The sequence below is a fragment of the Desulfovibrio legallii genome (genome assembly GCF_900102485.1).
GTDB classification, from domain to species: Bacteria; Desulfobacterota; Desulfovibrionia; order Desulfovibrionales; family Desulfovibrionaceae; genus Desulfovibrio; species Desulfovibrio legallii_A.
Map to the genome: position 1 here is coordinate 42371 of NZ_FNBX01000016.1, position 25004 is coordinate 67374.

Below are 25004 nucleotides of genomic sequence, written 5' to 3' on the forward strand. Positions count from 1 at the left end.
CACATTTCGTAGCGGCCCGCGCGGCAGGGCCCACAGCGCACGCCCACTCGGCTTTGACGCTGCCACTGCCGTTGCCGTCCCCCTGCCAGGATAATTGCAAAATGCAACTTCGCTACGCCGCCGCTATCGGCCCTCGCCGATTCCAGGGCATTTCAAAGTTGAAATGCCCGGCGGCTGCGTGAGCAGACGCCCGCTGCGGAGGCGTAAGCGCAATTTAGTTGCGCTGTTAAGCGCCGAAGCAAGCGTGCCGTAAACTTTGAGAATGCCTGTTCTCAAAATTAATCTGCTCCAGAGGCTCCAATCCGCGTGATGCGTCCGGCGGCAGGCATGGGTAACGGGCTGTGCGCCTTGATGTAGGCGGTCAGTACGTCCACGTCCGCCGGATCCGGCGCTTCTACGGGCACGCCCTTGGCCAGCATGGCATAGCCGTCGCCCCGTCGCTCCAGGTAGTCCACCAGTGCGACGCGATAACGGCCCTGCGGCGTCACGGGATGGGCGCCGCCGTACTTATCCACCATCTCCGCCATGACGATGCGGTTGCCCGACGGACGGGCGGGGGCGTATGCATAGCGCATGCCCGCCACCTGCAGCAGGGGAGAGCCCACGCCCTTGTGGTCCGCCACGCCGTGCTCCAGGGCCGCCAGGAGTTGTCCGCCGCTGAAATCCCGGATGATGACCCTGTTGCCGAAGGGCAGCACGGCCAGCATGTCGCCAAGGCTGAGCGTTCCACGCCGCAGCGGCGCGCGCAGGCCGCCGCTGTTGATGAGGGCGATCTGCGCCCCATGGGCGCGGCCATAGTCCAGCATGGAGTCAGTGACGACCATGCCGGCCAGACATTCGCCCCGACGACAGGCGTGAAGGCCGTCCCTGAACTCCAGACCGTTCACGCCCACGGGCACGGAAGTGAAGGCTTCAAGTCTGCGGGTATATTTTGCAATTTTGGCTTCCATAGCCGGATCCGGGGGAACGGACGCGTCCAGCGGCCGGGCCGCGCCGTTCCAGCGCAGAGGCACGCCCTCAGCGTCGAAGGTCACATCCAGCTCGCCCAGATATTTGGCCAAAGCCCCGGCGGTGACCACCAGCACGGGCTGCCCGGAAGGGGAATGCTCCACCAACGGGTACGGCCCGGCGTCGGACCCAGGGCCGAGATAAGTGTGGGTGTGCCCGCCCACGATGATGTCCACCCCGTCTACGTTGCGGGCCAGTTCCACATCCTTGGGCAGTCCCAGATGGGTGAGGGCGATGATGTGCCGCACGCCCTGGCGCTGCAGCGCTGTGACGGCTTTTTTGAGCGTGTCGGCGCTTCTGGTGAAGCGGGTTTCAGGGCAGGCCGAGGACAGGGTGCGCACACTGGGGTTGGCCAGGCCCACGATGCCAACCCTGACGCCCCGCACTTCCTTAATGATCCATGGAAGTACCGGCGCATCGCGCAGGGGGCAGCCGGGGCGCGCGTCCAGGTTGGCGGCAAGTACCGGGTAAGGTTGGGCGCGCACGAAATCTGCCGCGGCTTCGCAGCCGTCATCGAATTCATGATTGCCCAGGGTCATGGCGTCATAGCGCAGCAGGGCATTGATATCCGACAGCATGGGCCACTTGTTGACCGTAAAGAACAGCGTGCCCTGAAACTGGTCGCCCGCGTCCAGAACAAGCACATTGTCATGATCGGCGCGGGCGCGGTTTATGGCCGTGGCAAGTCGGGCGAGGCCGCCGGTGCAGCCCTCGGACTGCAGGCAGGCGTTGCCCTGAGCGTCGCGTCCGGCCAGATAGGAGTGCAGATCGTTGGTATGCAACAGCAGAAGTTCAAGACCGTCTTGCCGCCGCTTCGCCTCCTGTCCGGATTCCTGCGCTACGCCACGCTCGGCGTACAAGCAAAGAACAAGGGAGAGCACAGCCAGAAAAGACGCAACAGCTGCGGAAAAGCGGAGCCGGATCGAACGTGCAGGCATGGTGCCCCCCAGAAAAAAAACGCAGACAGCACTGGCCGACGCCAAGACAAAGCCGAGCTCCTTTTCCCACAGCATGCGGGCGGGCGTTCGGCCGGGAACAGGCGTTCCCGGTGTTGCTATACTCCACCCCTACGCAGCTTTTGGCAAGGCAGCGAGAGCGGCCACAGCGCCACGCGAATGTTTTTCACGTCCAACACCAGGGCAAAATCCTGCCAAAGCGGCCAGATAAACGGTCTGCACCCCGGCGGCGGGGCCGTTCTGCCGCCAAAGTGCTGGTCACACATGGCACAGGCTTTACTTGTAAGTGCCCATAAAAATGGGAAGATTACCCATAGGTAATCCTCCCAAAAAGAAGTAGCGTTTATGGGGAGGATTACCGAGGGGATAAAAACAAGAAGGGTTTATGTGTCTTTGTAACACATAAACCCTTGATTTTATGGAGCCGCCTGTCAGATTTGAACTGACGATCTGCTGATTACGAATCAGCCGCTCTACCAACTGAGCCAAGGCGGCGTATGGAAAATTGTTTTTTTGCGTCAGGGTCTAAGCAGGCCAGAAAAACACAAAATCCATCAGCCAAAACTGTGTGGTGATATTTTGATTTTTCTAACGTTAATCTACCCAAGCCCTCCGAAATCCTACTTATTACGCATCAGCTGCTCTACCAAGTGAGCTAAGCTGGCAACCGGCTACATCTGCCAAAAAAACCGCCGCATGTCAAGAGATTCTGCCCGGTTTTGGCCTGCTGCGCCACGGTCTTCTGCGGGCTCAGGCCCGGTGCAGCACCAGGGGGATGGCGTGCGTATTGCGGCACAGCTCTTCAGTGTGGCCCAGTTCCCAGCGCACGCTTTCGGGCTGCCAGTTGAGGCGCTCCGCCACCTGACGCGCCACCCCCGCCACGTTGAGGATGGGGTGGCGCTGAAAAACCTGGGGCAGGCCATAGGTCAGATTACAGGCCAGGCAACGGCCAGGACGCTGCCGCAGCTCAAAGGCCAGTTGCGCCTGCTCCGGCGTCACTTCGCGGCACACCAGCACGATGTCATACGCGCCTTCCTCCGCGCCGCCGAACAAGGCGTCGAAAAAGGCGTCCGCCCGGTCAGTCGGAAAAATTTCGTCCAACGCATTTTGATCCAAAGACTGCACAGCCATCAGAAACGCTCCGCCATTGCACAGCAAGGGCCGCTCAGCGCCAACCCCCGCCTGGTTACGCCATCGCCGGAAAGCAGGCGGCAAAGGCGGCCATAGGACGCCCCTGTCCACGCCCACAAGCCGGCGCAATCCTTTGCCAAAAAATAGCGCCGCTGCGCTCCTCGGCCGAAGCGCCGCCCCGGCCCTGCGCTGTCTGCCGCAGCGCCCTCAACTGATAAGCGCGCGTAGGCAGGCCGCATCCAGGCGGATATCCGCCCGCGGCACCGTCGCCAGAGAAAATTTTGTCAGCAGATCCTGGGGCCGCAGCGCCGCGCCGCTGGGATTGCACCCCGCCAGCCGCCCCAGAAGGCCCACAACTCGCCGGGCATCCACGCCGCGCTCCCGCAGCTCGCGCAGGGCAAGGCTGTGGTGCCGCTTGGCCAGCCGCTCCCCCGCCGCATCCAGCAAAAGGGGCACATGCGCATACGCGGGTACGGGCATGCCCAGCAAGCGCAGCAAAGCTATCTGCCGTGGGGTGGAAGGCAATATGTCCCGCCCGCGTACCACCTGGGTCACGCCCATAAGGCCATCGTCCACGGCCACAGCCAGCTGGTAAGCCACCACGCCGTCGCTGCGCCGCAGGGCGAAATCCCCACCGCACGCCGCCAGCGTGAAACGTTGCGGCCCCTGCACCGCATCCACGAAGTCGATGGGGTCTTCCGGGCAGCGCAGGCGCACGGCGGCGTGTCGCCCCTGGGCCAGCAGAGCCTGCCGCTGCGTCTCGCTCAGCCCTCGGCAGGTGCCGGGGTACGGCGCGCCGCGGTCATCCACATGAGGGGCCGCCGCCATCTGGCGCAGCTCCTTGCGGGTGCAGAAACAGGGGTAGGTCAGACCGGCCGCTTCAAGCCGCGCCAGGGCTGCCTCATACAGGGTGCCGCGCCCGCTCTGGGCATAGGGCGCGTGCGGGCCGCCCACATCCGGCCCGGCGTCCCAGTCCAGCCCCAGCCAGCGCAGATCTTCCAGAGCTGCGGCCGCCAAGTCCGGCTGGGAGCGCTGCGGATCAATGTCCTCCAGGCGCAACAATACGCGGCCGCCCTGGGCCCGTGCGGCCAGCCAAGCCAGCAGGAAGGCCCAGGCGTTGCCCAGGTGGAGCAGGCCCGTAGGGCTGGGCGCCAGCCTGCCGCAGCAGCGGAGCATAATGAAAAGCTATTTCTTGTTCCAGGGCATGGCCGCCAGCAGCAGAGCCAAGCCGCAGAAGCCGGTGACCCCGGCAAAGACCAGGCCCGCTCCCACAAAGGCTGAGAGCCAGAGCATGCCCGGCCAGACCAGCCCGCCCAGCAGCCCCAGCAGCACCAGGGAGCCCGCGCCGATCTGGATCTGCCGGAACATGGGCAGGGATTTACCCCCGCGCTCCACCGGCAGCCCTTTGGCGGCCCAGTTCTGCGTGCCGCCTTCCAGCTGATAGGCCGGGCCTCCGGCCAGCTGCTGGAGCAGGTCGCTGTCCATTCTGGTGCGCCTGCCGGAATTGCAGGTAAAAATAATGGGGACTTCCGCCGTGGCCGGACGCAGGCCTATCCAGCGGATAATGGAAAGGGGCGCGGCTTCGGCGCCGGGCAGACGCAACGCGGCCAGTTCATCGGGTTCACGCACGTCCACCAAGCGGGCCGTGCCTTCTTGCAGTTTTTTTTGCGCTTCTTCAGGAGAAATGCTATCAAGCATGAGAAAGCCTACGAATTGCCGCCCCGTTTTTTGAGAGCGGTCTTGGAAGTTTTGCCCACATCGCCCTTGGCCGCCACCTTACGCACGTCGGCAGATTTTTTGTCCGCCCTGGACGCCTTGGGGGCTCCTTTGGCGGCACGGTCCTTGCCGGACACATCCTTTTTGGCGGATCGGACGGAGGCTTTGTCAGGGGTTTGGGCGGCCTTGCCGCGCTTGGCGGCGTGAACGGCCTCGGACTTGGCGGAAGAGGAAGCCTTGGGGGAAGATTTGGCGGATCTGGCGGATTTGGCGGAAGTTTTGGCGACGCGGACGGCCTCGCGGCGTTTGCCGCTACGCTCGTTACTGGCTACCTGCACAATTTTGTCAGCCTTTTTGCGGGACTTGACGCCGGCTTTCTGTTTGCCCTTCGCCTTCTTGGCGGAGGAGAGATCGCGCACGGCCCGTTCTTCCGTAAAATCGTTGAGGCGGCGCTCAGCCTGGGCCACCAGGTCTTGCCCGCCTTCCATCTTCACGCGCCGCGCGCCCAGAAATGTGTTGCTGAAATAGGGGTCGTCCAGGGAGGTAATCCGCACGGTGGAGCGTCGGTGGGGGCTGTGGATAAATTTGCCGTCCCCCACATAGATGCCCGTATGGTAGCCCCGCCGCGGATGGCGAAAGGCCACGATATCGCCGGCCCGCATGTCCTCCACCCTGGTGATGCGCTTGCCCACTACGGATTGTTCCCGCGCGGTGCGCGGCAGGCTCACGCCCACGCTTTTGTACGCCCAGCAGACGAAACCGGAGCAATCGAACCCGTCAGGCGAAGAACCGCCCCGCACATAGGGCGTGCCCAGGGCAGAGCGGGCTTTGCTGATGAGTTGCTGGCTGGCCTCCTGCTGCTTGTTGTCAAAAGCGGCCTCATAGGACCGGCGGAACCGTTCCACACGCAGGGTCTCGTCTTGGGGGCCGCTTTGCTGCTGCCTGGCCGCGCAACCAAAAGCCAGGACGCAGGACGCGAGCAGCACGCCCAGTTTCAGGCACTTACCCATCCGCGCTCCGTATTGGGTTTGCGCCGCGCCGCAAGGGCGGGCGGAGTTTTTCTTCACTGGCGGACGCTCCGGGGCAGAGCAATCAGGCCTTCATGTCAAGCAAGGTGCCCAGCATGGCGTCGGCCGTGCGCACAACCTGTGCATTGGCCTCATAGGCGTGCTGCGTGGCAATCATCTCCACGGAAGCCGTTCCCAGGTCCGTGCCGCTGGGCGCGCCGACAATGGTGGTAACGTCGTACACGGCCTGCGCCGGGCTCACGGCGGACGCCCCGTTTGCCGCCTCAGGCCGCGCGGCGTCCGCTGCGGGCAACACCGCACTGAGACGCGCGCCAAAGCCCGCGGGCCCCGTGGCATAGGCGGCACGCCCAGGCTGAAAGCCGGCCGTGGAAACATTGGCCACATTGTGCGCCGTTACTGCCAGGCCCCAGGACTGGGCCGTCATGGCGCCCGCGGCTACGGCCAGACTGCTGTTGCTGCTGTTCGTCATAAGGGCACCTGGGTTGGTGTAGCACAAGAAACAACAGGTAGGGAAGAATTTTTTTAGACTCTATACATAACGATAAAAGTTATCAATAATATTCTTCTGGTGCCTGCCGCTGCTCACGGCTTACGTCGCCGCCGGCCCGTCGCTCTGCTCCGTCGTCGCGTACGGCCGCCGCACGGCGCTCAGGTCGCGCTCAATGCGGGCAAAGGCGTTGTGGTTGTGGATAGATTCCATGCTCTCCACCTCCACGCTGAACTGCTCCACCTGGCCGTGTTCCAGCAGGCGCTGCGCCACGTTGCGCACCACGTCCTCCACAAAGGCGGGGTGGGCAAAGGCGTTTTCCGTCACAAATTTTTCGTCCTCGCGCTTGAGCAGGGTATAGACCGCCGACGAGGCCGAGGCCTCGGCGATGTCGATAAAATCTTCCAACCAGGAGAAGGCCCGCATGCGCAGCCGCATGCGCACCAAGGCCCGCTGACTGTGCGCGCCCTCCTTGCTGATGGCCTTGGAGCACGGGCACACGGTCATGACCGGCACGTCCGCCTCCAGCACAAAGGATTGGCCGGAGTCGTCCAGCTCGCCCGTGAGGCGGCAGGCGTAGGCCACGGTGGCCGGGCTGCCGGAAACCGGAGCCTTTTTGGAGATAAAATAGGGGAAGCTGAAGCAGGCAAAGGCCCGCCGCGCGCCCAGGCGCTCCTTGATGGTCAGCAGCAGCCGCCGCACGGACTGGTAGCTGATTTCATCATTCCAGGCCTCCAGCGCCTCCACAAAACGGCTCATATGGGTGCCTTTGAAGGACGAGGGCAGGTCCACGCCCAGGTCCACCCTGGCCACAGTCTGCTGGCTGCCCCGGCTGCGGTCGCGCACCAGAAGGGGCAGGTGCAGGTCGCGCACGCCCACCCGGTCTATGTTCAGCGCCACCTGGGGGGCGTGGCTTTGCACGTCTTCCATCATGCCAGATCCTGCCCCGTTGTTGTGCCCGTGAATACCCCGTGCTTCACGCCCCGGCAGGAAATGAGCTTGTCCGCCAGGGCCCGCAGGCGGCGGGGTTCGCCTTTGAGCACCAGCACTTCCAAACAGTTGTAGTGGTCCAGATGCACGTGCAGGGTGGTGATGATCAGCTCGTGCTCGTCGTGCTGGATCTGCATGAGCTTGCGGGCCAGGTCGTTTTTGTGATGGTCATAGACCAGCGTCAAGGTGCCAGCGCCGTAAACGTCGTTGTGCCAGCTCTCCTCCACCAGGGCCTTGCGGATCAGATCGCGGATGGCCTCGGAGCGGTTGGGATAGCTTTTGCGCCGACAGAGTTCGTCAAACGGTTCCAGCAGGTCTTCGTCCAGAGACACGCCAAAGCGGGCCAGATTTCCCATAACATATTCCTGTGGCGGCTGTTCAGCGGAGCCGCCCGTTGCCGATGCGCCCGCCGCCGGAAGTTGGAAAGGCCGGGGCGCGGCGGATTTCCCAGACCCGCACGGTGACGGGCACAGGCTGGGCGTAGATGGGCTCCACAACGCGGCTGAAAACCTGCCGCCCCTGCCAGCCGCCGTTGTGCAGAGCGTGCAGAAAGGCCTCATACACAGTGCGGCCCGGCTCCGCCACCCAGGCCGCCCCGTCCGGGGCCAGGGCGCGGTCCAGAAAGTGCAGCACCGGGGCCACAAAGCGCTTTTCGTACATGATGTCGCCGCCCCAGACGCGCGCCATGCCGCCCTGGGCCACAGCGGGCCGCCGCCAGTCCATGACTGCCCATAACGGCTGGTCCACGTTGTTGCGGGCGGCGTTCCGGCGGGCGAAGCGCAGGGCTTCTTCCTCGTAGTCCACGGCCGTGACCCGCGCCCCCAGCCACTGCCCCGTCAGGGCTGTGAGCCCCAGGCCGCAGCCCAGGTCCAGGCAGGCGCGCCCGGCGATTTCCTCCCGCCGCAGGGCCAGCCAGTCGGCCAGGGCCACGCTGGCGGGCCAGAGTTCCGTCCAGTAAGGGAGGCGCTCATCGGCAAAATCGTCGGGGTCGGCGGTCATGGCTTCCCACAACGATTCCAGATCGGCCGCCCGCTCAAGCCGCCACAGCCGCCCCGCCGCGCGCACGGCAATATGCGGGCTGTAGGCGGTAAGCCCGTGCGTGCCCGCGGATTCCGGGGCATTGCCAGAGGGTTGCGGCGGCATCTTCACCGTGGCACCATAACGCATTGCCGCCGGGCTGTACAGGGCAGGCCCGCACCCTGCCCGCCGCCCCGCACGCAGGGCGCATCCCTGCAGATCGCGCCGCCAACCGGTTTGCCCGCCAGCCGTCGGCACGGTTGACGGCCGAGGGCTTGGCATGTATTGTTCCCCAGTTTTAGCAAACGGCGTCGGCAGGGCCGAGGCCGCCCTTCCCATCCCCAAAATCCGCAGGAAGATCCAATGCCCAAGCGTACGGATTTGCACAAAATTCTCGTCATCGGCGCGGGGCCCATCATCATCGGTCAGGGCTGCGAGTTTGACTACTCCGGCTCCCAGGCCGTCAAGGCTCTCAAGGAAGAGGGCTACGAGGTGGTGCTGGTCAACTCCAACCCGGCCACCATCATGACCGATCCGCACCTGGCCGACGCCACCTATGTGGAACCCATCGAGCATGAAACCCTGGCCACCATCATCCGCAAGGAACGCCCCGACGCCCTGTTGCCCACCCTTGGCGGTCAGACGGCTTTGAACGCCGCTCTTGGGCTGGCCAAGAGCGGCGTTTTGGCGGAATGCGGCGTGGAGCTCATCGGCGCGCGGGCCGAGGTCATTGAAAAGGCCGAAAGCCGCGAGCTGTTCCGCGAGGCCATGGAGCGCATCGGCCTCCAGGTGCCGGCCAGCGGCATTGCCCGCAGCATGGACGACGTGCGCCGCCTGGGCAATGTGCTGCCCTTCCCGCTTATCGTGCGGCCCGCCTTCACCCTGGGCGGCACGGGCGGCGGCGTGGCCTACAACCTGGAAGATCTGGAAGAGGTGGCCGCCAACGGCCTTGCCGCCAGCCCCACCTCCGAAGTCATGATCGAACAGAGCGTGCTGGGCTGGAAGGAAATTGAGATGGAGGTCATGCGCGACGCCAAGGACAACTGCGTCATCATTTGCTCCATTGAAAACTTCGACCCCATGGGCGTGCACACGGGCGACTCCATCACCGTGGCCCCCATCCAGACGCTCTCAGACGCGGAATACCAGAAGATTCGCGACGCTTCCATCGCCATCATGCGCGAAATCGGCGTGGAGACGGGCGGTAGCAACGTGCAGTTCGGCATTAATCCGGCCAACGGCGACCTGGTGGTCATTGAGATGAACCCGCGGGTGTCGCGCTCCTCGGCGCTGGCCTCCAAGGCCACGGGCTTCCCCATCGCCAAAATCGCGGCCAAGCTGGCCGTGGGCTACACCCTGGACGAGCTCAGCAACGACATCACCCGCGAGACCGTGGCCAGCTTTGAGCCGGCCATCGACTACTGCGTGGTCAAGGTGCCGCGCTTTACCTTTGAAAAGTTCCCCGGGGCCAAGGACGAGCTGACCACCTCCATGAAGAGCGTGGGCGAAGCCATGAGCATCGGCCGCACCTTTAAGGAAGCCCTGCAAAAGGGGCTGCGCTCCATGGAGATCGGGGCCACGGGCCTGGGCTTTAACTTCCGCGCCGCCCTGCCCGAACGCGACGCCATTCTGGAGGCCCTGCACAGGCCCAATTCCAAACGCATCTTCGCCCTGCGTCAGGCCCTGGCCGCGGGCCTGAGCGAGGAAGAAATCGTGGCCGCGTCCTCCTTTGACCCCTGGTTTGTGCGGCAGGTCAGGGACATCGTGGACATGGAGGCCCGCATCAGCGACTTCGGCCTGGCCAACGACATGACAGCCGCCAACCCGGACCTGCGCCACATCCTGCGCGAGGCCAAAGAGTACGGCTTTTCCGACCGGCAGCTGGCCGAAATGTGGAAACGGCCCGAAAGCGACATCCGCCGCCTGCGCAAAGAAATGGACATCGTGCCCACCTACTACCTGGTGGATACCTGCGCAGCGGAATTTGAGGCCTACACCCCCTACTTCTACTCCACCTACGAGCGCGGTGACGAGCTGGCGGTGGAAGACAGGCGCAAGGTGCTCATCCTGGGCGGCGGCCCCAACCGCATCGGCCAGGGCATTGAGTTCGACTACTGCTGCTGCCACGCCTCCTTTGCCCTGCGCGACGCGGGCGTCATGGCCATTATGGCCAACTCCAACCCCGAAACCGTGTCCACGGACTACGACACCTCGGACCGCCTCTACTTCGAGCCCCTGACCTTTGAAGACGTCATGAACATTGTTGAGAAGGAAAAGCCCGAAGGCGTCATCGTGCAGTTCGGCGGACAGACGCCCCTCAACCTGGCCGTGCCCCTCATGCGCGCGGGCGTGCCCATCCTGGGCACCAGCCCGGACGCCATTGACCGGGCCGAAGACCGGGAGCGCTTTCAGGCCCTCATCCAGAAGCTCCATCTGCTGCAGCCGCCCAACGGCACGGCCATGAGCCTGGAAGAAGCCAAGGCGGCGGCCGAACGCATCACCTACCCCGTGGTGGTGCGGCCAAGCTATGTACTGGGCGGGCGCGCCATGGCTGTGGTCTACGACGCTGCGGAGCTTGCCGACTACTTCCACGCCCAGGTGCCCCAGAAGCCGGAGCATCCCATCCTCATCGACAAGTTCCTGGAACACGCCGTGGAGGTGGACGTGGACGCCCTTTCCGACGGCAAGGACGTCTATGTTGCCGGCATTATGGAGCATATCGAAGAAGCCGGCATCCACTCCGGCGACTCGGCCTGCGTGCTGCCCTCCTACTCCCTCTCCTACGACCATGTGGCCAACATCGCGGCCCAGACCGAAGCCCTGGCCCGGGAGCTGCGCGTGGTGGGCCTCATGAACATCCAGTTCGCCATTAAGGGCGACGACATCTATATTCTGGAAGTGAACCCGCGCGCCTCGCGCACGGCCCCCTTTGTCTCCAAGGCCACGGGCGTGCCCCTGCCCTACCTGGCCACCCAGGTCATGCTGGGCAAAACCCTGGAGGAGCTGGACCCCTGGGGCCTGCGCAAAGGCGGCTTCGTCTGCGTGAAGGAAGCCGTGCTGCCCTTCCAGCGCTTCCCCGGCGTGGACGTCATCCTGGGACCGGAAATGCACTCCACAGGCGAAGTCATGGGCATGGGGCCGAGCTTTGGCGAAGCCTTCCTCAAAAGTCAGCTGGGCGCAGGCCAGGTGCTGCCCCAGGGCGGACGCATCTTCCTTTCGGTCAACGACAGGGATAAGCCCTATCTGCCTGAAGTGGCTAAAAAATTCGCCACGCTGGGTTTCCAGCTTCTGGCCACGCGCGGCACCGCCGCCGTGCTGCGCGCCCAGGGCCTGGAAGTGGAAGAGGTGCTCAAGGTCTATGAAGGCCGGCCCAATATCGTGGACCTGCTCATCAACCACGAGGTGGCCCTGGTCATCAACACGGCCTCTGGCAAGCACACGGCCAGGGATTCCAAAGCCATCCGACACGCGGCCCTTATGTACAAGGTGCCCTACTGCACCACCATCGCCGCCGCCAGGGCCACGGCCACGGCCATCGGCTCCCGCCGCGACGAGGTGCATGTGGAAAGCCTGCAGGAATACTACGCGCGCGAAGCGCGGGCATAGGCTACGGGCCACGCCCACGGGCGGGCCGATGCAGAAAGATATGACGCGCAAACTGCGCGGGGGTACAGTATGAAAGCATTGCTGGTGCTGGAAGACGGCTTTACGTTGGAAGGCAAATCCTTTACCGGCGACTTTGAAACCGGCGGCGAAGTCATCTTCACCACGGGCATGACAGGCTATCAGGAGGTGCTCACTGACCCCTCCTACTACGGGCAGATGGTCTGCATGACCTATCCGCTCATCGGCAACTACGGCATCTGCCCGGAAGACATGGAATCCGCCCGGGTGCACTGCGCCGCCTTTCTGGTCAAGGAATGCTGCAGGCAGCCTTCCAGCTGGCGGGCCGCCATGTCTTTGCCCGCCTTTCTCCAGCGCTATGAAACCCCAGGCATGGAAGGGCTGGACACCCGCGCCCTGACCCGCCACCTGCGCCTGCACGGGGCCATGCGCGGCGTCATCTCCACCAGGGAGCAGAACCCCCGCATCCTGCAGGAACGCGCCCGCGCCCTGCCCACCATGAAGGGCCGCAACCTGGTGCCCTTTGTGGCCGCCCGCACGCCCTACGCCTGGATCGACAACGCCCCGCAGGACGTCAGCCTGGACGAAAACGGCGCGTATGCCTGGCGCGGCACGGGCCTGCCCCTGCTGGTCTATGACTACGGCATCAAGTGGAACATCCTGCGCTGCCTCTGCGCGGCGGGCTTCGAGCCCCTGGCCGTGCCTCCGGATTTCAGCGCGGCGCAGGCCAAGGCCAGTGGGGCCCAGGGCGTGTTCCTCTCCAACGGCCCTGGCGATCCGGCCACCCTGACCAGCGAAATCGCCCTGGTGCGCGAGCTTATAGACATGTTCCCGGTCACGGGCATCTGCCTCGGCCACCAGCTCATCGGCCACGCCCTGGGCGGCTGCACGGACAAGCTCAAGTTCGGCCACCACGGCTGCAACCACCCGGTCAAAGACCTGACCACCGGACGCATTGAAATCTCGTCGCAGAACCACGGCTTCCATGTGGTGCTGGACGGCGTGCCCGATGTGGAGGCCACCCACGTCAACCTCAACGACAACACCCTGGAAGGGCTGCGCCACGTCAAGCTGCCCGTCATGAGCGTGCAGTACCATCCCGAAGCCGCGGCGGGCCCCCACGACGGGCGCTACCTTTTTGCGCGGTTTAAGGATATGATTGCCGCAGCCGTCAACGCCTGAGGCCCGGCCGCCGGCTCTGCCGGCCCCGTTACGCGCGCGGCCCTTGCCGGAATGCCTCGCGCAAAACAAGGGCCTTGCCCGTTGCGCGAACGCGCCGGGCGCAGCCGGCCCGGGAAGACGGCACTTGAAATGCCCCGGTGCTTGCGGCTATGCTGGGGCGACGTCCGCGCGTCTTTTGGCGGCCCTGCCGCCATGACCCCAACCCCAAAGGAGCTTCGCGTGAAAAAGACACTGCTGAGTCTGGCCCTGGCCCTGGCCCTGGCGGCGCCCTGCGCCCCGGCCCTGGCCGCCGACGACGGACCGCACACCACGCGCAATAACCCCGTGGAACAATTCACGGGAGCCGTCTGGCAACGCACCGAAGAATCTGAAAAAGCCTCCTTCCTCTTCGGGGTGGAAACCGCCATTACCGTGGAATACTTTGTTAACGCCAAACTGACCGAAAAAGCCGCCAAGGCCGGCAAACGCCCGGTCTACACCCTCTCCCCCTTTGAAAAAGGCTGGATGAAGGCCTTCAAGGGCATGAACCGGGCCCAGGTGGCGGCCGAAGTGGACAAGTGGTACGCCGCCAACCCACAGAGCCTCGACCGCCCGGTCATGGAAGTGATCTGGTATGAACTCATCGCGCCCCGTCTGGCCGCCAAGTAAGTGGCCGCACGGCAGCGCAAGGAGATTGCTATGAAAAAATTCCTGATGATCGGCCTTCTGGCCGCAGTGGTGGCCAGCGGCCTCGGCTGCACCAACATGAGCAAAACCCAGCAGGGCGTGGCCAGCGGCGCGGCCCTGGGCGCTCTGGGCGGCGCAGGCGTGGCCGCCATAGCCGGCGGCTCCGCAGGTTGGGGCGCGCTGACCGGCGCGGGCGTGGGTGCCTTGGCCGGCGGCATTATCGGCCACGAGCAAAGCAAGAACAAAGGCTGGTAACAAACCGGCCCGCCCGGCGGGGGGAAAGCCTCCCGCCACAGAGAGGCCGCCCTTGCCGGGCGGCCTTTTTTGTCCTGATCCGGCCCGAGCCCTGTGCCGGATTTCACTTGCCCAACGCTTTTTTTGGGCTCATAATTACAGGCAAATCCCCCCTAAAACCGGAGGCAGACATGAAGGATATTCGCAAGGTCGTCATCCCCGTAGCCGGATGGGGCACGCGCTCCCTGCCAGCCACCAAGAATATTCCTAAGGAAATGCTGCCCATCTACAACAAACCTGTCATCCAGTATGTTGTGGAGGAGGCCCAGCGCGCCGATATTGAAGACGTCATCTTCGTCACCAACCGGGACAAGAGCGTCATTGAAGACCACTTTGACTACAACCTGCAGCTGGAAGCCGTGCTCCAACGGGCGGGCAAACTGGACAAGCTGGCCGAGGTGCGCCGCGTGGCGGAAATGGTCAACATCATGTCCGTGCGCCAGAAAAAGCAGCTGGGCCTGGGGCATGCCGTGCTCTGCGCCCGCGAGCTGGTGCGGGGCGATCCCTTTGCCATTATGGTGGGCGACGACCTCATGTTCGGTGGCGTGCCCGGCATCGGTCAGCTCAAGGAAGTGGCCCTGGCCGAAAACATGCCCGTCATTGGGGTCATGGAAGTGCCGTGGGAAAAAGTCGACCGCTATGGCATTATTGACGGCGAAGAAGTGACCCCTGGCGTCTACCGCGTCAAAAGCATGGTGGAAAAACCCCGGCGGGAAGACGCGCCCTCGCGCCTGGCCATTGTGGGCCGCTACATCCTTACGCCGGACATTTTCGACTATCTGGAAAAAGTCACGCCCGGCCACGGCGGCGAAATTCAGCTTACAGACGCCCTGCAGGCCATGGCCCAGGAACGGGGCATAATGGCCGTGCGTATGACCGGCATGCGCTTTGACGCCGGCGACTGGGCCGAATTTCTCACCGCCAACATCTATTTTGCCCTGCAGGACGAAGAGCTGCGCTACGAGCTGCTGGACAAGCTGCGCAAGATCGTGCAGTTCCATTAGAGCAGATTAACTTTGAGGATATGCATTCTCAAAGTTTGCGGCACGCTTGTTTCGGCGCTTATCTGCGCAAATAAATTGCGCTTACGCCGCCACAGAGGGCTTCTGCTCACGCAGCCGCTACGGCAGGTCATGTGCGCCATGCGCCAGGGCCTGACTCCGTTCGCGCACAGTTCCCAAAGGCGCGCAGGCTGCCCTGCTGCGCGCCCGCGTTTTCCCGCCCCTCCGCAGGCCGCGCCCGCGGAGGGGTTCGTTTACACCCCAGAGAGCATTGCATGTACGCCACCGTTGCCCTGTTGAGCCCGCCCTACGCCAGTCTGAGCTACAGTCTGCCGCCCGAATTTCCCGTGGATTTCTGGCGGCCCGGCCTGCGTGTGGCCGCACCTCTGGGCCGGGGAACCCTGCGTGCCGCCGTGCTGCTGGAGACCAGCGCCCAGGTGGATCTGCCGCCAGGCGTCGCCTGCAAATCCCTGTTCTGGCCCCTGGAGGCCGCCCCCTTGCTCCCGACGGATCTGCTGGCCCTGGCCCAGGACCTAGCCCGACGCCAGGGGCTTGCGCCCGGCCACATCCTGGGGCATGTGCTGCCCGCGGGCCTGCGCAAAACAGACGTGCGTCTGCACTGCCTGCAGGAGGGCCGGGCAGCAGTCTGGTCGCTGGCGCGGCTGCGCGCGGCGGACCAGGCGGCCCGGACGGCCCTGGCTGCTGCCCTGCTCTCCGGCGCGGCCCGGCTGCTCCCCCCAGGCACGGACGCGGCCAGCACCGAGCTCTGCCTGCTGCGCGCGGACCCGCCCTGGCCTGTGCGGCCTGCCGCCGCCCGGCAGATTGCTGTGCTGGAGTATCTGCACGCCCACGGGGCCGTGTGCCGTCGGCAGGTGCTTCGGGATCTGGGCCGGCAGGCCGCTCCGGCCCTGCGCGCCCTGCTGACCGCCGGGCATGTGGCCCTGAGCCGGGAGGATGCGGAAGACCCGGCGGACGCCCTGGAACAGAGCCTGCTTCCGCCGCCCCCGGCCCCCTTTGCCCTCAATGCCGACCAGGCTGACGCCCTGGCCGACCTGCTGGCGGCCCTGCAGACCGACGCGCCAGCCTCCCGCCTGCTTTTCGGCGTGACGGGCAGCGGCAAGACGGCCGTGTATCTGGAGCTGGCCAAGGCCTGCCTTGCGGCGGGCAAAAGCCTGCTCCTGCTCGCGCCGGAGGTGGCCTTAGCGCATAAACTCAGGCGGGACGCGGCCTGCGCTCTGCCCGGAACGCCGCTCTACTTCCACCACGGCTACCAGACCCCGGCGCGGCGGGAAGCCACCTTCCGTCAGCTGGCGGAGCGCAAAGAACCCTGCCTGGTGGTGGGCACACGCTCCGCGCTGTTCCTGCCCGTGCCGCGTCTGGGCTGCATTGTGCTGGATGAAGAGCACGACGGCTCCTTCAAACAGGAAGAAAGCCTGGCCTATCAGGCCAAGGAGGTGGCCTGGTTCCGTGCGGCCCAGGCCCGCGGCCTGCTGGTGCTGGGTTCAGCCACGCCGGATCTCAAGACCTTTTATGCGGCGGAAACCGGCCGCCTGCCCCTGCTGCGCCTGCCGCGGCGCGTAGGCGGCCGGGATCTGCCGCCGGTGGAGCTGGTGGACATCAGCGGCCTTGCCCCTGCGGCCGGGCAAGGCATGCTGGCTCCGGCCAGCGAAGAGGCCTTGCGCGCCGTCGTCTCCAGGGGGGAGCAGGCCGTGGTGCTGCTCAACCGCCGGGGCTACGCTCCCCTTATGTACTGTCTGGACTGTGGCCGCGTGCTGCGCTGCCCCCAGTGCGAAATCGGCCTGACCTACCATAAGGGGCTGGAGCGCCTGGTCTGCCACTACTGCGGCTACAGCCTACCCTTCCCTTCGCCCTGCCCCCACTGCGGCGGTACGGACTACCTGCCCCTGGGCGAGGGCACCGAACGCCTGGCCGAGCGCTTGGGCGTGCTGGCTGCCGGCCCCGTGCTGCGCCTGGATCGGGACAGTACCCGCCGCCCCGGCCGCATGGAGGAAATCCTCGCCGCCTTTGCCCGGCAGGAAGCGCCCATCCTGGTGGGCACGCAGATGCTCTCCAAGGGGCACCATTTCCCGCAGGTAACCCTGGTGGTGGTGGCCGACGCGGACCTGGGGCTGAACCTGCCGGACTATCGGGCGGCGGAGCGCACCTTTCAGCTTCTGGTGCAGTCCGCGGGCCGGGCCGGCCGGGGAGAAAAGCCCGGCCGCGTGCTCATCCAGACCCGCGACGTGAGCCACTACTGCTGGGAATTCGTGCGCACGGCGGACTACGAAGGCTTTTACCAGGCAGAGCTGGCCCGCCGCCGCCTGCGGCGTTATCCGCCCTTCGTGCGCCTGGCCCTGGTGCGCATTTCTTTTGAAAAAGACGCTCAGGACGGCCCCCCGGCCCTGGCCGAAATGGCCGCCGCCATGCGCGGCAAGGCCAAGGAGCTGGGCGTGCAGATGCTGGGGCCCGCCCCCGCGCCTTTAGCCCTGCTGCGCGGGCGCAAGCGTTTTTCCTGCCTGCTCAAAGCGCAGGACTGGCAGGCCCTGCGGCAGGTCTTTTTTTTCGCGCAGCGGCAAAAAGCGGCCGCGCGGCTGAGACTTTTTCTTGACCTTGATCCCGTAAATATGTTGTGAATCTCCTTCGTATCCGCGCCGCGGCGTATGGTCGACGGCGCATTTCTCAGCACGTCATTATAGGGAATTGGAGGAGCAATGCGGGGTCTGCGCGCGTGTGTTTTGGGCCTGGCGCTGGTGTTATGCTGCGCGTCCGTGGCAGGGGCCGAGGGGTTCGCCCTCAACGAATGGAGCGCCAGGGGCGTTTCCCTGGCAGGCGGCATGGTGGGCCGGGCCGACGACCCTTCGGCCCTGGCGTACAATGCGGCCGGCATTACCCAGCTGCCGGGCACGCAGGCCATGGGCGGATTTGCCTTTATTGCGCCCTCCGGCAGCATCAAGGCCGATATGCAGGACGGCAGCGATCACACCACCTACACCAAACCCGCTGTATGGACAGCCCCCCACGCCTACCTGACGCAACAGCTCAACGAGCGCGTCTGGCTGGGCCTGGCGGCCTTTTCCCGCTTCGGCCTGGGCAACAGCTTTTCCGGCAACTGGGACGGCCGCTACAATGTCTATGACGTGGGCGTGCAGACCTTTTCCTTTGTGCCCACCCTGGCCGTAAAGCTCAACGACGTGTTTTCGGTTTCCGCCGGGGTGGAAGCCATGTACGCCCACATGTACCTGGGCAACAAAATTCCCACCGTCACCTCCACGGGCCAGCGCTACGACAACGACATGCAGCTGGAAGGCACGGGCTGGGGCATGGGCGCGCAGTTCGGCCTGCACATGCGCCTCAACGACCAGTGGTCCGTGGGCCTGAGCTACAAAAGCCAGGTAACCATGCGCCTGGACGGCGATGTGGAATTTGGCCATCACGACCAGAACATGCTTATCAAGATGGGCCAGCACCTGCCCCGCGCCGAGGATTGCTCCGCCAACACAACCCTGCAGCTGCCCGATTCCGCCGCTCTGGGCATTGCCTACAAGCCTCTGGAAAACCTGAGCTTCGAGGTAGGGGCCGTGTGGACGCGCTGGTCCACCTACAACGCCCTGAACATCTACATGGATAACGGTTACGGCTCCGTCAACAACAAGGAGTGGCGGGACGGCTGGAACTTCAACGCCAGTGTGGAATACCGCCCCCTGGACTGGTGGGCTCTGCGCGCCGGCTTTGCCTATGAAACGCCGGTACTCAATGAAGACCACGCGGACTACATCATGCCGGTCAACGGTCGCCAGATGCTCAGCCTGGGCACGGGCTTCGCCTGGAACAACTGGACCCTGGACCTGGCCTACGCCCATTTCTGGATCAACAGCACGGACTATGACCGCACCGACGCCAACGGCATCCGCAACCAGCTCACCGGCATCCGCGGCGGGCACTCGGAAAACGTCTCGGCCAACGTCTACATGGTTTCCCTGGCCTACGCCTTTTAGAGCATTTTAACGTTGAGAATATGCAGGTCAAGGGTTACAACACGCTCGTTTCGGCGCTTACCAGCGCAATAAATTGCGCTACGCCTGCACGGCAGGCGTCTGCTCACGCAGCCGTCAGGGCATTTCAACGTTGCAAGTCCATACTGCCGCCGCCAGCGCAGGCCCGATGCGCGCAAGCGGCTGGGCAAACAGGCGTGGGCACAACGGCGCAGGCGCGGCCAGCCCGCCATGGCCGAAGCCGCCATCCAGCGCAATACTCCTAGTTGTACACTGAAGTATAGAAAAGTTATTGACAATCTCTAACAGCTGCGCCAGAGTGGTGGCTGCCCTTGACATTTGTGAGGGACAGCACACAGGAGGACTGCCATGAAACGCATCATCGCCGCACTGGCACTTGTTTTGACCCTGGCCCTGCCGGGCATGGCCGCTGCCGAGGGCACGGGCATGTATCTGGCTCCTAAATTTCTTATGAGCATCCAAAGCACCGGCAATACCGAGCGCACCGACGCCTTGGCCGGCACCGGCGTGGACAGCTACAATCAGTTCACCCTGGGCGGCGCCTTTGCCCTGGGCTACGACTTCTGGCCGCAACAGATGCTCCCCTTGCGCGCGGAAGTGGAATTCGCCCTGCGCGGCAACAACGAAAAAACCTGGAGCGACGGCGGCCAGTACATCCAGGAAGTGAAAGGCACCTGGAACAGCTCCACCCTTTTCGCCAACCTGTTCTGGGATTTCCACAACGACTCGGCCTTCACCCCCTATGTGGGCGCGGGCCTCGGTCTGGCCTTCAACTATGTGGGCTATGACTTTACCGACAATAACGGCAACAAGTTCTCCGCCGACGACCGCTTCACCAACTTTGCCTGGAACGTGGGCGCGGGCGTGGCCTACAACTTCAACGAAAACTTCGCCATTGACGCCTCCTACCGCTTTGTGGGCCTGGGCTACAACGAAGTGAGCGCCACCAACGGCGGCCGCAAGTACGAAATCGGCAACCGCCCCTACAACAACGAATTCATGGTGGGCCTGCGCTTCGCTTTCTGAGCAGCCCCCCCCAACCGCTTTTGCTCCCAGCCCCGGCCCTGCCGGGGTTTTTTTTGCCCTCACCGCCCCCCAAAATGGCACCAGAGCGGTGTGCACATGCCGGCCAAGGACACGGCGTGGCCGGCATGTTGGAACGGGCTTCTTAATAAACCACGTCGGCGGTGCACTCTGGCGTGCTGCTGTAAGGGGAAAAAGCCGCTTGGCTGCGACAAGCCGAGGATGCCTTCTCAACGGCACCCCGGGCACTCGATCAGATTACCTTTGAGAACAGGCATTCTCAAAGTTTACGGCACGCGCGCTTCGGCGCTTAACAGCGCAAATAACTTGCGCTTACGCCTCCCCAGCGGGCGTCTGCTCACGCAGCCGCCAGGGCATTGCAACGTTGAAAAGCCCTAAAAGTGGCCATCCGTCAGCCATGCAGGCAGGTTTTCTTCCGTGAAAAGGTGCAGCCCGTTTTTTTGCAGCAACGGGCCCCACAGGCCATCGCCGGGCCGCAACGCGCCGCTGAACGTGCCGTCGTACACCTGGCCCAGCCCACAGGAAGGCGAACGGCTTTTAAGGATGGCCGCCGTGCAGCCCTGGCGCAACGCCAGCGCCGTGCCCCTTTGCGCACCCAGCACAAAGGCGGCCGTCAGATCACCCCCGGCACGGGTGCACACCCGACCCTGGCAAAGCTCACAGGGCGGACGCGGCACGCTCAGACCGCCCAGCCATTCCGGGCAGGCCGGCACAGCTCGCCCCAAAGCCACCAGGCGCACCACAGGCGGGCAAGACACGACTCTGCCGTCATACCGGCACGGAACGCCCGCCAGGCAAGCGCTGACTACAAACCGGCTTTTCACGCAATGACATCCTTTGGGGCGCACGACGATGCTGCGGATGCAAATCCTGAAGTCTGCAATAGAGCAGATGAACTTTGAGAATATACATTCTCAAAGTTTCCGGCACGCGCCTTCCAGCGGCTAACAGCGCAGTAAATTGCGCTCATCCTCGGCGGGTGTCTGCTAACGAGCTGACACGGCATTTCAAATTTAAAATTCCCTAGTATCTTGCGGATGTCTGGCAACGGCAAAAAGCCCTTCCGACGCAGGTAACCGCGCAGAGACATTCACGCCTTTGCGGCGGGCGTTGTGCCGGCTTTTCGCGGTTGCCCGGCGTGCAGCCACTGCAGGCAAACCTGGCACAACAGACATGAGCGCAACCCGCCCGCAAAAAGCCGCTCGCTTGTGATGGACAGCCCCAGCAAGCTGGCTCTGCCATCACAAGCGAGCGGCGAAAGCTGTGGCGCGCGTTTGAAAAGAAAAGGCCAAAAGCCCCTTCCGTCAGGCGTCGGCCTCTTCGGTGGCGGGCAGCAGGGCCGCCTCCCACAATTCCTGATAATACATGCTGGTGCCGGGATTCCAGGCCGTGGCCGTAGCGTGATCATAGCTCTCCGTGATGGGCCAGTCGGTATGAGGAGCCAGCGCAGCCTCAAAGGAGGGCGCTTCCACCACGGCTTCATATTCCAGGTTCAGCGTGTAGTTGGGGCCTTTCAGGTAACGCAGATGATAGCGCGGCATAACGTATCCTTACTGATGCGAACACCGGGAGGGGGCGAGCCCCTCCCGGTGCGTTACAAGCCGGAATGCAGCTCCGCCTAGTGTGTGGTCATCACAAACTTGCTGATGAGGAAGAGCACCACCAGCAGGACAATGCCCAGCCCGATGCTCCAGTGCACCAGCTTCAGTTCAACGGGATCCAGGGGTTCATACTCCATTTTCTGAATTTCTTCATGGAGTTTCACTTCGTTGTTATCCATAACTGTAACTCTCCCTTCGTTGGACTACGCACCCACCACAGGCGGGGTCATGCCGTGGAAGAAGGCATAGGAAATGAACAGACCGATCCAGATGATGAAGCCGAACAGGCACACGATGTACACCACGGCCAGACGGCCGATGCCTTCTTCCTTCAGCTTGTGGAAGTTGGAAACCAGGCCGATGCTGAAGAAGGTCAGCAGGAAGAAGAGCACGCGGAAGCCGTTCATGGCGCCGGACATGGCCTTGCCGAGCTTATGCAGGTCGGGCGAGGACAGGCAGATAATGAGCAGGATCAGGAAGGTGCCCAGGTAGCCCAGAACGAAGCGGGGGAAGCGGTCCATCACGTCGCCCCAGGTCATGGTGCGCTCGCCGCGGGTCTTGTCGAACTTGGCGGTCCAGATGTAGGCCAGCACCAATGCCCAAACGCCGATGAACATATCGATGAAGATTTTGACCGTGGTGGTCACCATCACGATCCAGCCGGGCTCCCACTGGGTGCCGAGGCCGGCCATCTTGGCCAGAATCAGCGATTCCGTGATGGCGCCGCTGGCGATGGCGCCGCCGTCGGACTTCACCGCAAGGCCCATCCAGCCGCCGGCCACCATGGGTTCCGAATACAGGAAGTACTGTGCCGCAAAAGGCAGAATCAGCATTTCGATGCAGGTAAAGACCACCACCAGCGAAGACACCATGATGGGCACCACAGGCCGGGCGCGGATGGCGCCGCCCGTGGCGATGGCCGCGGAGACGCCGCAGATGGAAATGCCCGAAGCCAGAGGCGCGGCCCATTCTTTATTAAATTTGAAGTACTTGCGAGAGATGTAGTACACAAGGGCCCAGTAGAGCAGATACGCTTCCACAATGGCGCACAGGCCCCGGAAAATGATGTGCCCGGCAAAACCGGCGGCATTGGCGGCCTTGACGCCCAGTTCTGCACCCAGGATAACAATGGCGATTTTAACGAAAAGCTCCGGCCGGCAGGCGTCATGCAGAGATTCCGCAAAGCCGGGGGCGAAGTTGCCGATGGCAATGCCCATGAGCAGCGCCACAATGAGGCCCGCTTCCGTACTCAAACCAAGGGACCACGTGATGCCCATTTTGCTGAGCTGCGTGGGGTTGGCGGCCACATAAGCATTGGCCCCTACCGTGTAGCAGGCGATGGCAATGAAGAAAATGATGGTGAAGCCGTAAATGAACTTGCCCACATTCCCTTTCATGGTCTTAACGCCTATGGCGAGCAAGGCCGTGATGAACACATAGCTGGCCACCAGGGCTCCCCAGCCGGGCAGCATGCCTTTGGTGGCCGAGCGCCAGCTGTCGATGGGGTTATCGACCCACATGCCCATTTTCAGGACCCAGCCCAGCGGATCCAGGCCGATCATCTTGCCGAGGCCCAGAACGAAGATAAAGCAGCCAATCAACAGGGCGACTTTATCTTCATTAAAACCTGCCTTTGTTGATGCCATACCCAAACTCCTCCATTGCAGATTATGCAAGTGAACCTAAAACACCACCCTGCCGTCACCTCCCGGCCACAGCAACCGGCTTGTATCAGTTTGATACATTATGGCTGGGCAACGGGATTTGCCGCGGTGACGACAGGGAAACCACTGAAGCTCACTGACCGTCCGCGTGTCGGGACCGCAGTGGCGCCTCCAGGTCAACTTACCTGTATACTCAATATTGTCAAGCATTCGTTCAAAGTTTAACAACCGGGGCCCAGCCGCCCATTCTCCCCCCTATCGCCCCCCATGTATGAACTTTTTTAAAAAAATGCTGCTTTTTTGTTGACAGCCCCCAGGCTTTCACATATACCCATCTCTCGCGTTGGGCTGTCGTTCAATTGGCAGGACGGCGGATTCTGGCTCCGCTAATCAAGGTTCGAGTCCTTGCAGCCCAGCCACATATAGGGTGTCCCCATCGTCTAGCCGGCCCAGGACAACGGCCTTTCACGCCGTCGACAGGGGTTCAAATCCCCTTGGGGACGCCAATTGATTCCAAGAGGTTATAGTCAAAACCTCACCAGATACCCACATGGGGTTAGCCCTGGGGGTTAGTTTTGAAAAAGGCTGCACTTACGTGCAGCCTTTTTTCGTTTCCAGATAAGAAAGCCTGAAGCATGTTCTCTACTCCGTTCCAGTTGGGGTGAATTTACCGCAAATCAGTCCCTGACTGAGGCGAACCACGCCTGCCTTTGCCCCTCCCCCCTGCTTCTCTTCATTTTCATTTGTAAAAGAATCCTTTTTCCGTGAAAGCGCGGAAGGGGCAGGAAAGGGGTGACAACTTGCAGGGCCACGGCTTGCCAATGCGCTCAGGGCATCCGAAACTTCCGCAAATGCTCCAAGGCTGTGCAGGTACCTGTCCGTAGTTGTCTGCTTTTCATGCCGCAGGGCGTGCTGGATGGCAAAGAGACTCTTGCCCTCCTGGGCCAGAATGGTGGCCGCCAGATGCCTGATGGCATGAAACCCAAATGGTTTCACCCTGGCCTTGGCACAAAGCCTTTTCATCACGTGGGCTGCCGTTTTATAGGGTTGCCCGACGTACGGCTCAACCGGGCAGGTGAACACATGGCTCCCTTTGCCCTGGCGGTATTGCCACAGCCAGAGCATGGTAGTGCGCACGTTCTCATTCATGGGCATTTCGTCACGTTTGGCCGTACCTGTGCGGGTTTTGCGCGTTGTTAGCACAACGGTGCCGCGCTCAAAATCCACATCCTGCCAAGTCAACTTGAGCAGTTCGCCTTTACGCGCTGCGAGGTTGAGAAAGCAGCAACGTATAAAAGTTGACAACGGCCCGGAATTTAGTGGCAAGGCACTGGATGCCTGGGCAGTTGCGCATGGCGTTGCGATAGAGTTTTACTCGTCCGGGGAAACCCACGGACAATGGGCATATTGAAAGTTTTAACGGGAAATTCCGTGATGCATGTTTGAATCAACATGTGTTTTTATCCGTACATGACGCCCGTCAAGCAGTTGAAGCCTGGAGGCAGGATTACAACCAGCGGCGGCCGCACAGTTCGCTGGGCTGGCTGACGCCAGAAGAATTTTGCCGGCAGAACAGAACCCA

Annotated in this window: 22 protein-coding genes, 3 tRNA genes and 1 pseudogene; 11 read left to right on the forward strand and 15 right to left on the reverse strand. The window is 63.2% G+C overall.

Going from position 1 to position 25004, the window contains the following annotated elements:
* Positions 1-278 precede the first annotated feature (278 nt).
* The 10 genes from BLS55_RS09505 to BLS55_RS09550 all read right to left on the reverse strand — a co-directional run bounded on the left by BLS55_RS09505 (position 279) and on the right by BLS55_RS09550 (position 8459).
* Positions 279-1790: a bifunctional metallophosphatase/5'-nucleotidase gene (locus tag BLS55_RS09505; protein WP_257243203.1), complete on the reverse strand. Its 1512-nt coding sequence runs from the start codon at positions 1788-1790 to the stop codon at positions 279-281.
* A 593-nt stretch (positions 1791-2383) separates the two neighbouring features.
* Positions 2384-2459: transfer RNA gene (locus tag BLS55_RS09510), tRNA-Thr, on the reverse strand.
* Positions 2460-2714: 255 nt separating this feature from the next.
* The gene (locus tag BLS55_RS09515) at positions 2715-3095 is read right to left on the reverse strand and encodes a hypothetical protein (protein ID WP_092154637.1); all 381 of its coding nucleotides are present in this window, start codon (positions 3093-3095) and stop codon (positions 2715-2717) included.
* 207 nt (positions 3096-3302) lie between these two features.
* Positions 3303-4271 (reverse strand): tRNA glutamyl-Q(34) synthetase GluQRS, encoded by a 969-nt coding sequence (gene gluQRS / locus BLS55_RS09520; protein WP_092154639.1) that lies wholly within the window; start codon positions 4269-4271, stop codon positions 3303-3305.
* 9 nt (positions 4272-4280) lie between these two features.
* Positions 4281-4793, reverse strand: a complete 513-nt coding sequence (locus BLS55_RS09525) for a rhodanese family protein (protein WP_092154640.1) — start codon at positions 4791-4793, stop codon at positions 4281-4283.
* 8 nt (positions 4794-4801) lie between these two features.
* A complete protein-coding gene (locus tag BLS55_RS09530) occupies positions 4802-5821 on the reverse strand; it encodes an NlpC/P60 family protein (protein ID WP_092154642.1) in 1020 nt (339 codons plus the stop codon).
* 82 nt (positions 5822-5903) lie between these two features.
* Positions 5904-6308 carry a flagellar basal body rod C-terminal domain-containing protein gene (locus tag BLS55_RS09535; protein ID WP_092154644.1) on the reverse strand — a complete coding sequence of 135 codons (405 nt, stop codon included), beginning with the start codon at positions 6306-6308 and terminating at the stop codon, positions 5904-5906.
* Between the two features lie 120 nt (positions 6309-6428).
* Positions 6429-7256 carry a GTP cyclohydrolase FolE2 gene (gene folE2, locus BLS55_RS09540; protein ID WP_092154680.1) on the reverse strand — a complete coding sequence of 276 codons (828 nt, stop codon included), beginning with the start codon at positions 7254-7256 and terminating at the stop codon, positions 6429-6431.
* Positions 7256-7672 carry a nickel-responsive transcriptional regulator NikR gene (gene nikR / locus BLS55_RS09545; RefSeq protein ID WP_092154645.1) on the reverse strand — a complete coding sequence of 139 codons (417 nt, stop codon included), beginning with the start codon at positions 7670-7672 and terminating at the stop codon, positions 7256-7258. Before nikR ends, folE2 begins: the two co-directional genes overlap by 1 nt.
* Positions 7673-7694: 22 nt before the next feature.
* Positions 7695-8459 carry a class I SAM-dependent methyltransferase gene (locus tag BLS55_RS09550; protein WP_092154647.1) on the reverse strand — a complete coding sequence of 255 codons (765 nt, stop codon included), beginning with the start codon at positions 8457-8459 and terminating at the stop codon, positions 7695-7697.
* A 237-nt stretch (positions 8460-8696) separates the two neighbouring features.
* On the opposite strand from BLS55_RS09550, the gene carB reads away from it, so the two are divergent.
* The 8 genes from carB (at position 8697) to BLS55_RS09590 (ending at position 20139) form a co-directional block, all read left to right on the forward strand.
* Complete coding sequence (carB, locus tag BLS55_RS09555; RefSeq protein WP_092154649.1) at positions 8697-11939, forward strand: carbamoyl-phosphate synthase large subunit; 3243 nt, start codon at positions 8697-8699, stop codon at positions 11937-11939.
* Between the two features lie 69 nt (positions 11940-12008).
* Positions 12009-13139: a glutamine-hydrolyzing carbamoyl-phosphate synthase small subunit gene (gene carA, locus BLS55_RS09560; protein WP_092154651.1), complete on the forward strand. Its 1131-nt coding sequence runs from the start codon at positions 12009-12011 to the stop codon at positions 13137-13139.
* A 219-nt stretch (positions 13140-13358) separates the two neighbouring features.
* Complete coding sequence (locus tag BLS55_RS09565; protein ID WP_092154653.1) at positions 13359-13787, forward strand: hypothetical protein; 429 nt, start codon at positions 13359-13361, stop codon at positions 13785-13787.
* A gap of 30 nt (positions 13788-13817) precedes the next feature.
* Entirely contained in the window at positions 13818-14060 is a 243-nt protein-coding gene (locus BLS55_RS09570) for a glycine zipper domain-containing protein (RefSeq protein WP_092154655.1), read from the forward strand.
* A gap of 170 nt (positions 14061-14230) precedes the next feature.
* Positions 14231-15103 (forward strand): UTP--glucose-1-phosphate uridylyltransferase GalU, encoded by an 873-nt coding sequence (gene galU, locus BLS55_RS09575; RefSeq protein WP_092154657.1) that lies wholly within the window; start codon positions 14231-14233, stop codon positions 15101-15103.
* A 272-nt stretch (positions 15104-15375) separates the two neighbouring features.
* Positions 15376-17733, forward strand: coding sequence for a replication restart helicase PriA (gene priA, locus BLS55_RS09580; RefSeq protein ID WP_092154659.1), 2358 nt, complete (start codon positions 15376-15378; stop codon positions 17731-17733).
* Positions 17734-17811: 78 nt separating this feature from the next.
* Positions 17812-19095 carry an OmpP1/FadL family transporter gene (locus BLS55_RS09585; RefSeq protein WP_092154662.1) on the forward strand — a complete coding sequence of 428 codons (1284 nt, stop codon included), beginning with the start codon at positions 17812-17814 and terminating at the stop codon, positions 19093-19095.
* Between the two features lie 366 nt (positions 19096-19461).
* The gene (locus tag BLS55_RS09590; protein WP_092154663.1) at positions 19462-20139 is read left to right on the forward strand and encodes an outer membrane protein; all 678 of its coding nucleotides are present in this window, start codon (positions 19462-19464) and stop codon (positions 20137-20139) included.
* Positions 20140-20531: 392 nt separating this feature from the next.
* Here the strand turns inward: BLS55_RS09590 and BLS55_RS09595 are convergent, their stop codons facing one another.
* The 4 genes from BLS55_RS09595 to BLS55_RS09610 form a co-directional block, all read right to left on the reverse strand.
* Positions 20532-20981 (reverse strand): 2-thiouracil desulfurase family protein, encoded by a 450-nt coding sequence (locus tag BLS55_RS09595; RefSeq protein ID WP_092154664.1) that lies wholly within the window; start codon positions 20979-20981, stop codon positions 20532-20534.
* 480 nt (positions 20982-21461) lie between these two features.
* Entirely contained in the window at positions 21462-21698 is a 237-nt protein-coding gene (locus BLS55_RS09600; RefSeq protein WP_092154665.1) for a hypothetical protein, read from the reverse strand.
* A 77-nt stretch (positions 21699-21775) separates the two neighbouring features.
* Positions 21776-21937 (reverse strand): bacteriocin-type signal sequence, encoded by a 162-nt coding sequence (locus BLS55_RS09605; RefSeq protein ID WP_092154667.1) that lies wholly within the window; start codon positions 21935-21937, stop codon positions 21776-21778.
* 24 nt (positions 21938-21961) lie between these two features.
* Complete coding sequence (locus BLS55_RS09610) at positions 21962-23404, reverse strand: putative sulfate exporter family transporter (RefSeq protein ID WP_092154669.1); 1443 nt, start codon at positions 23402-23404, stop codon at positions 21962-21964.
* Between the two features lie 362 nt (positions 23405-23766).
* Here BLS55_RS09610 and BLS55_RS09615 point away from each other — a divergent pair.
* Both BLS55_RS09615 and BLS55_RS09620 read left to right on the forward strand, forming a co-directional pair.
* Positions 23767-23841: transfer RNA gene (locus BLS55_RS09615), tRNA-Gln, on the forward strand.
* Between the two features lie 10 nt (positions 23842-23851).
* A tRNA-Glu gene (locus BLS55_RS09620) sits at positions 23852-23928 on the forward strand.
* 136 nt (positions 23929-24064) lie between these two features.
* On the opposite strand, the gene BLS55_RS09625 is transcribed toward BLS55_RS09620, so the two are convergent.
* On the reverse strand, positions 24065-24748 hold the full coding sequence (locus BLS55_RS09625; protein WP_180365441.1) for a site-specific integrase: 684 nt from the start codon (positions 24746-24748) through the stop codon (positions 24065-24067).
* Here BLS55_RS09625 and BLS55_RS12325 point away from each other — a divergent pair.
* Positions 24714-25004: pseudogene (locus tag BLS55_RS12325) on the forward strand (integrase core domain-containing protein); the annotation flags it as partial. The gene BLS55_RS09625 and the pseudogene BLS55_RS12325 overlap by 35 nt on opposite strands.

Excerpts from the sequence above, each read along its gene's own strand:
- BLS55_RS09585 (WP_092154662.1), top strand. The coding sequence starts at position 17,812 with ATGCGGGGTCTGCGCGCGTGTGTTTTGGGCCTGGCGCTGGTGTTATGC.
- BLS55_RS09600 (WP_092154665.1), bottom strand. The coding sequence starts at position 21,698 with ATGCCGCGCTATCATCTGCGTTACCTGAAAGGCCCCAACTACACGCTG.
- BLS55_RS09570 (WP_092154655.1), top strand. The coding sequence starts at position 13,818 with ATGAAAAAATTCCTGATGATCGGCCTTCTGGCCGCAGTGGTGGCCAGC.
- carA (WP_092154651.1), top strand. The coding sequence starts at position 12,009 with ATGAAAGCATTGCTGGTGCTGGAAGACGGCTTTACGTTGGAAGGCAAA.
- BLS55_RS09530 (WP_092154642.1), bottom strand. The coding sequence starts at position 5,821 with ATGGGTAAGTGCCTGAAACTGGGCGTGCTGCTCGCGTCCTGCGTCCTG.
- folE2 (WP_092154680.1), bottom strand. The coding sequence starts at position 7,256 with ATGGAAGACGTGCAAAGCCACGCCCCCCAGGTGGCGCTGAACATAGAC.
- BLS55_RS09605 (WP_092154667.1), bottom strand. The coding sequence starts at position 21,937 with ATGGATAACAACGAAGTGAAACTCCATGAAGAAATTCAGAAAATGGAG.
- priA (WP_092154659.1), top strand. The coding sequence starts at position 15,376 with ATGTACGCCACCGTTGCCCTGTTGAGCCCGCCCTACGCCAGTCTGAGC.
- nikR (WP_092154645.1), bottom strand. The coding sequence starts at position 7,672 with ATGGGAAATCTGGCCCGCTTTGGCGTGTCTCTGGACGAAGACCTGCTG.
- BLS55_RS09535 (WP_092154644.1), bottom strand. The coding sequence starts at position 6,308 with ATGACGAACAGCAGCAACAGCAGTCTGGCCGTAGCCGCGGGCGCCATG.
- BLS55_RS09550 (WP_092154647.1), bottom strand. The coding sequence starts at position 8,459 with ATGCCGCCGCAACCCTCTGGCAATGCCCCGGAATCCGCGGGCACGCAC.
- BLS55_RS09610 (WP_092154669.1), bottom strand. The coding sequence starts at position 23,404 with ATGGCATCAACAAAGGCAGGTTTTAATGAAGATAAAGTCGCCCTGTTG.
- gluQRS (WP_092154639.1), bottom strand. The coding sequence starts at position 4,271 with ATGCTCCGCTGCTGCGGCAGGCTGGCGCCCAGCCCTACGGGCCTGCTC.
- BLS55_RS09590 (WP_092154663.1), top strand. The coding sequence starts at position 19,462 with ATGAAACGCATCATCGCCGCACTGGCACTTGTTTTGACCCTGGCCCTG.
- BLS55_RS09515 (WP_092154637.1), bottom strand. The coding sequence starts at position 3,095 with ATGGCTGTGCAGTCTTTGGATCAAAATGCGTTGGACGAAATTTTTCCG.
- carB (WP_092154649.1), top strand. The coding sequence starts at position 8,697 with ATGCCCAAGCGTACGGATTTGCACAAAATTCTCGTCATCGGCGCGGGG.
- BLS55_RS09525 (WP_092154640.1), bottom strand. The coding sequence starts at position 4,793 with ATGCTTGATAGCATTTCTCCTGAAGAAGCGCAAAAAAAACTGCAAGAA.
- galU (WP_092154657.1), top strand. The coding sequence starts at position 14,231 with ATGAAGGATATTCGCAAGGTCGTCATCCCCGTAGCCGGATGGGGCACG.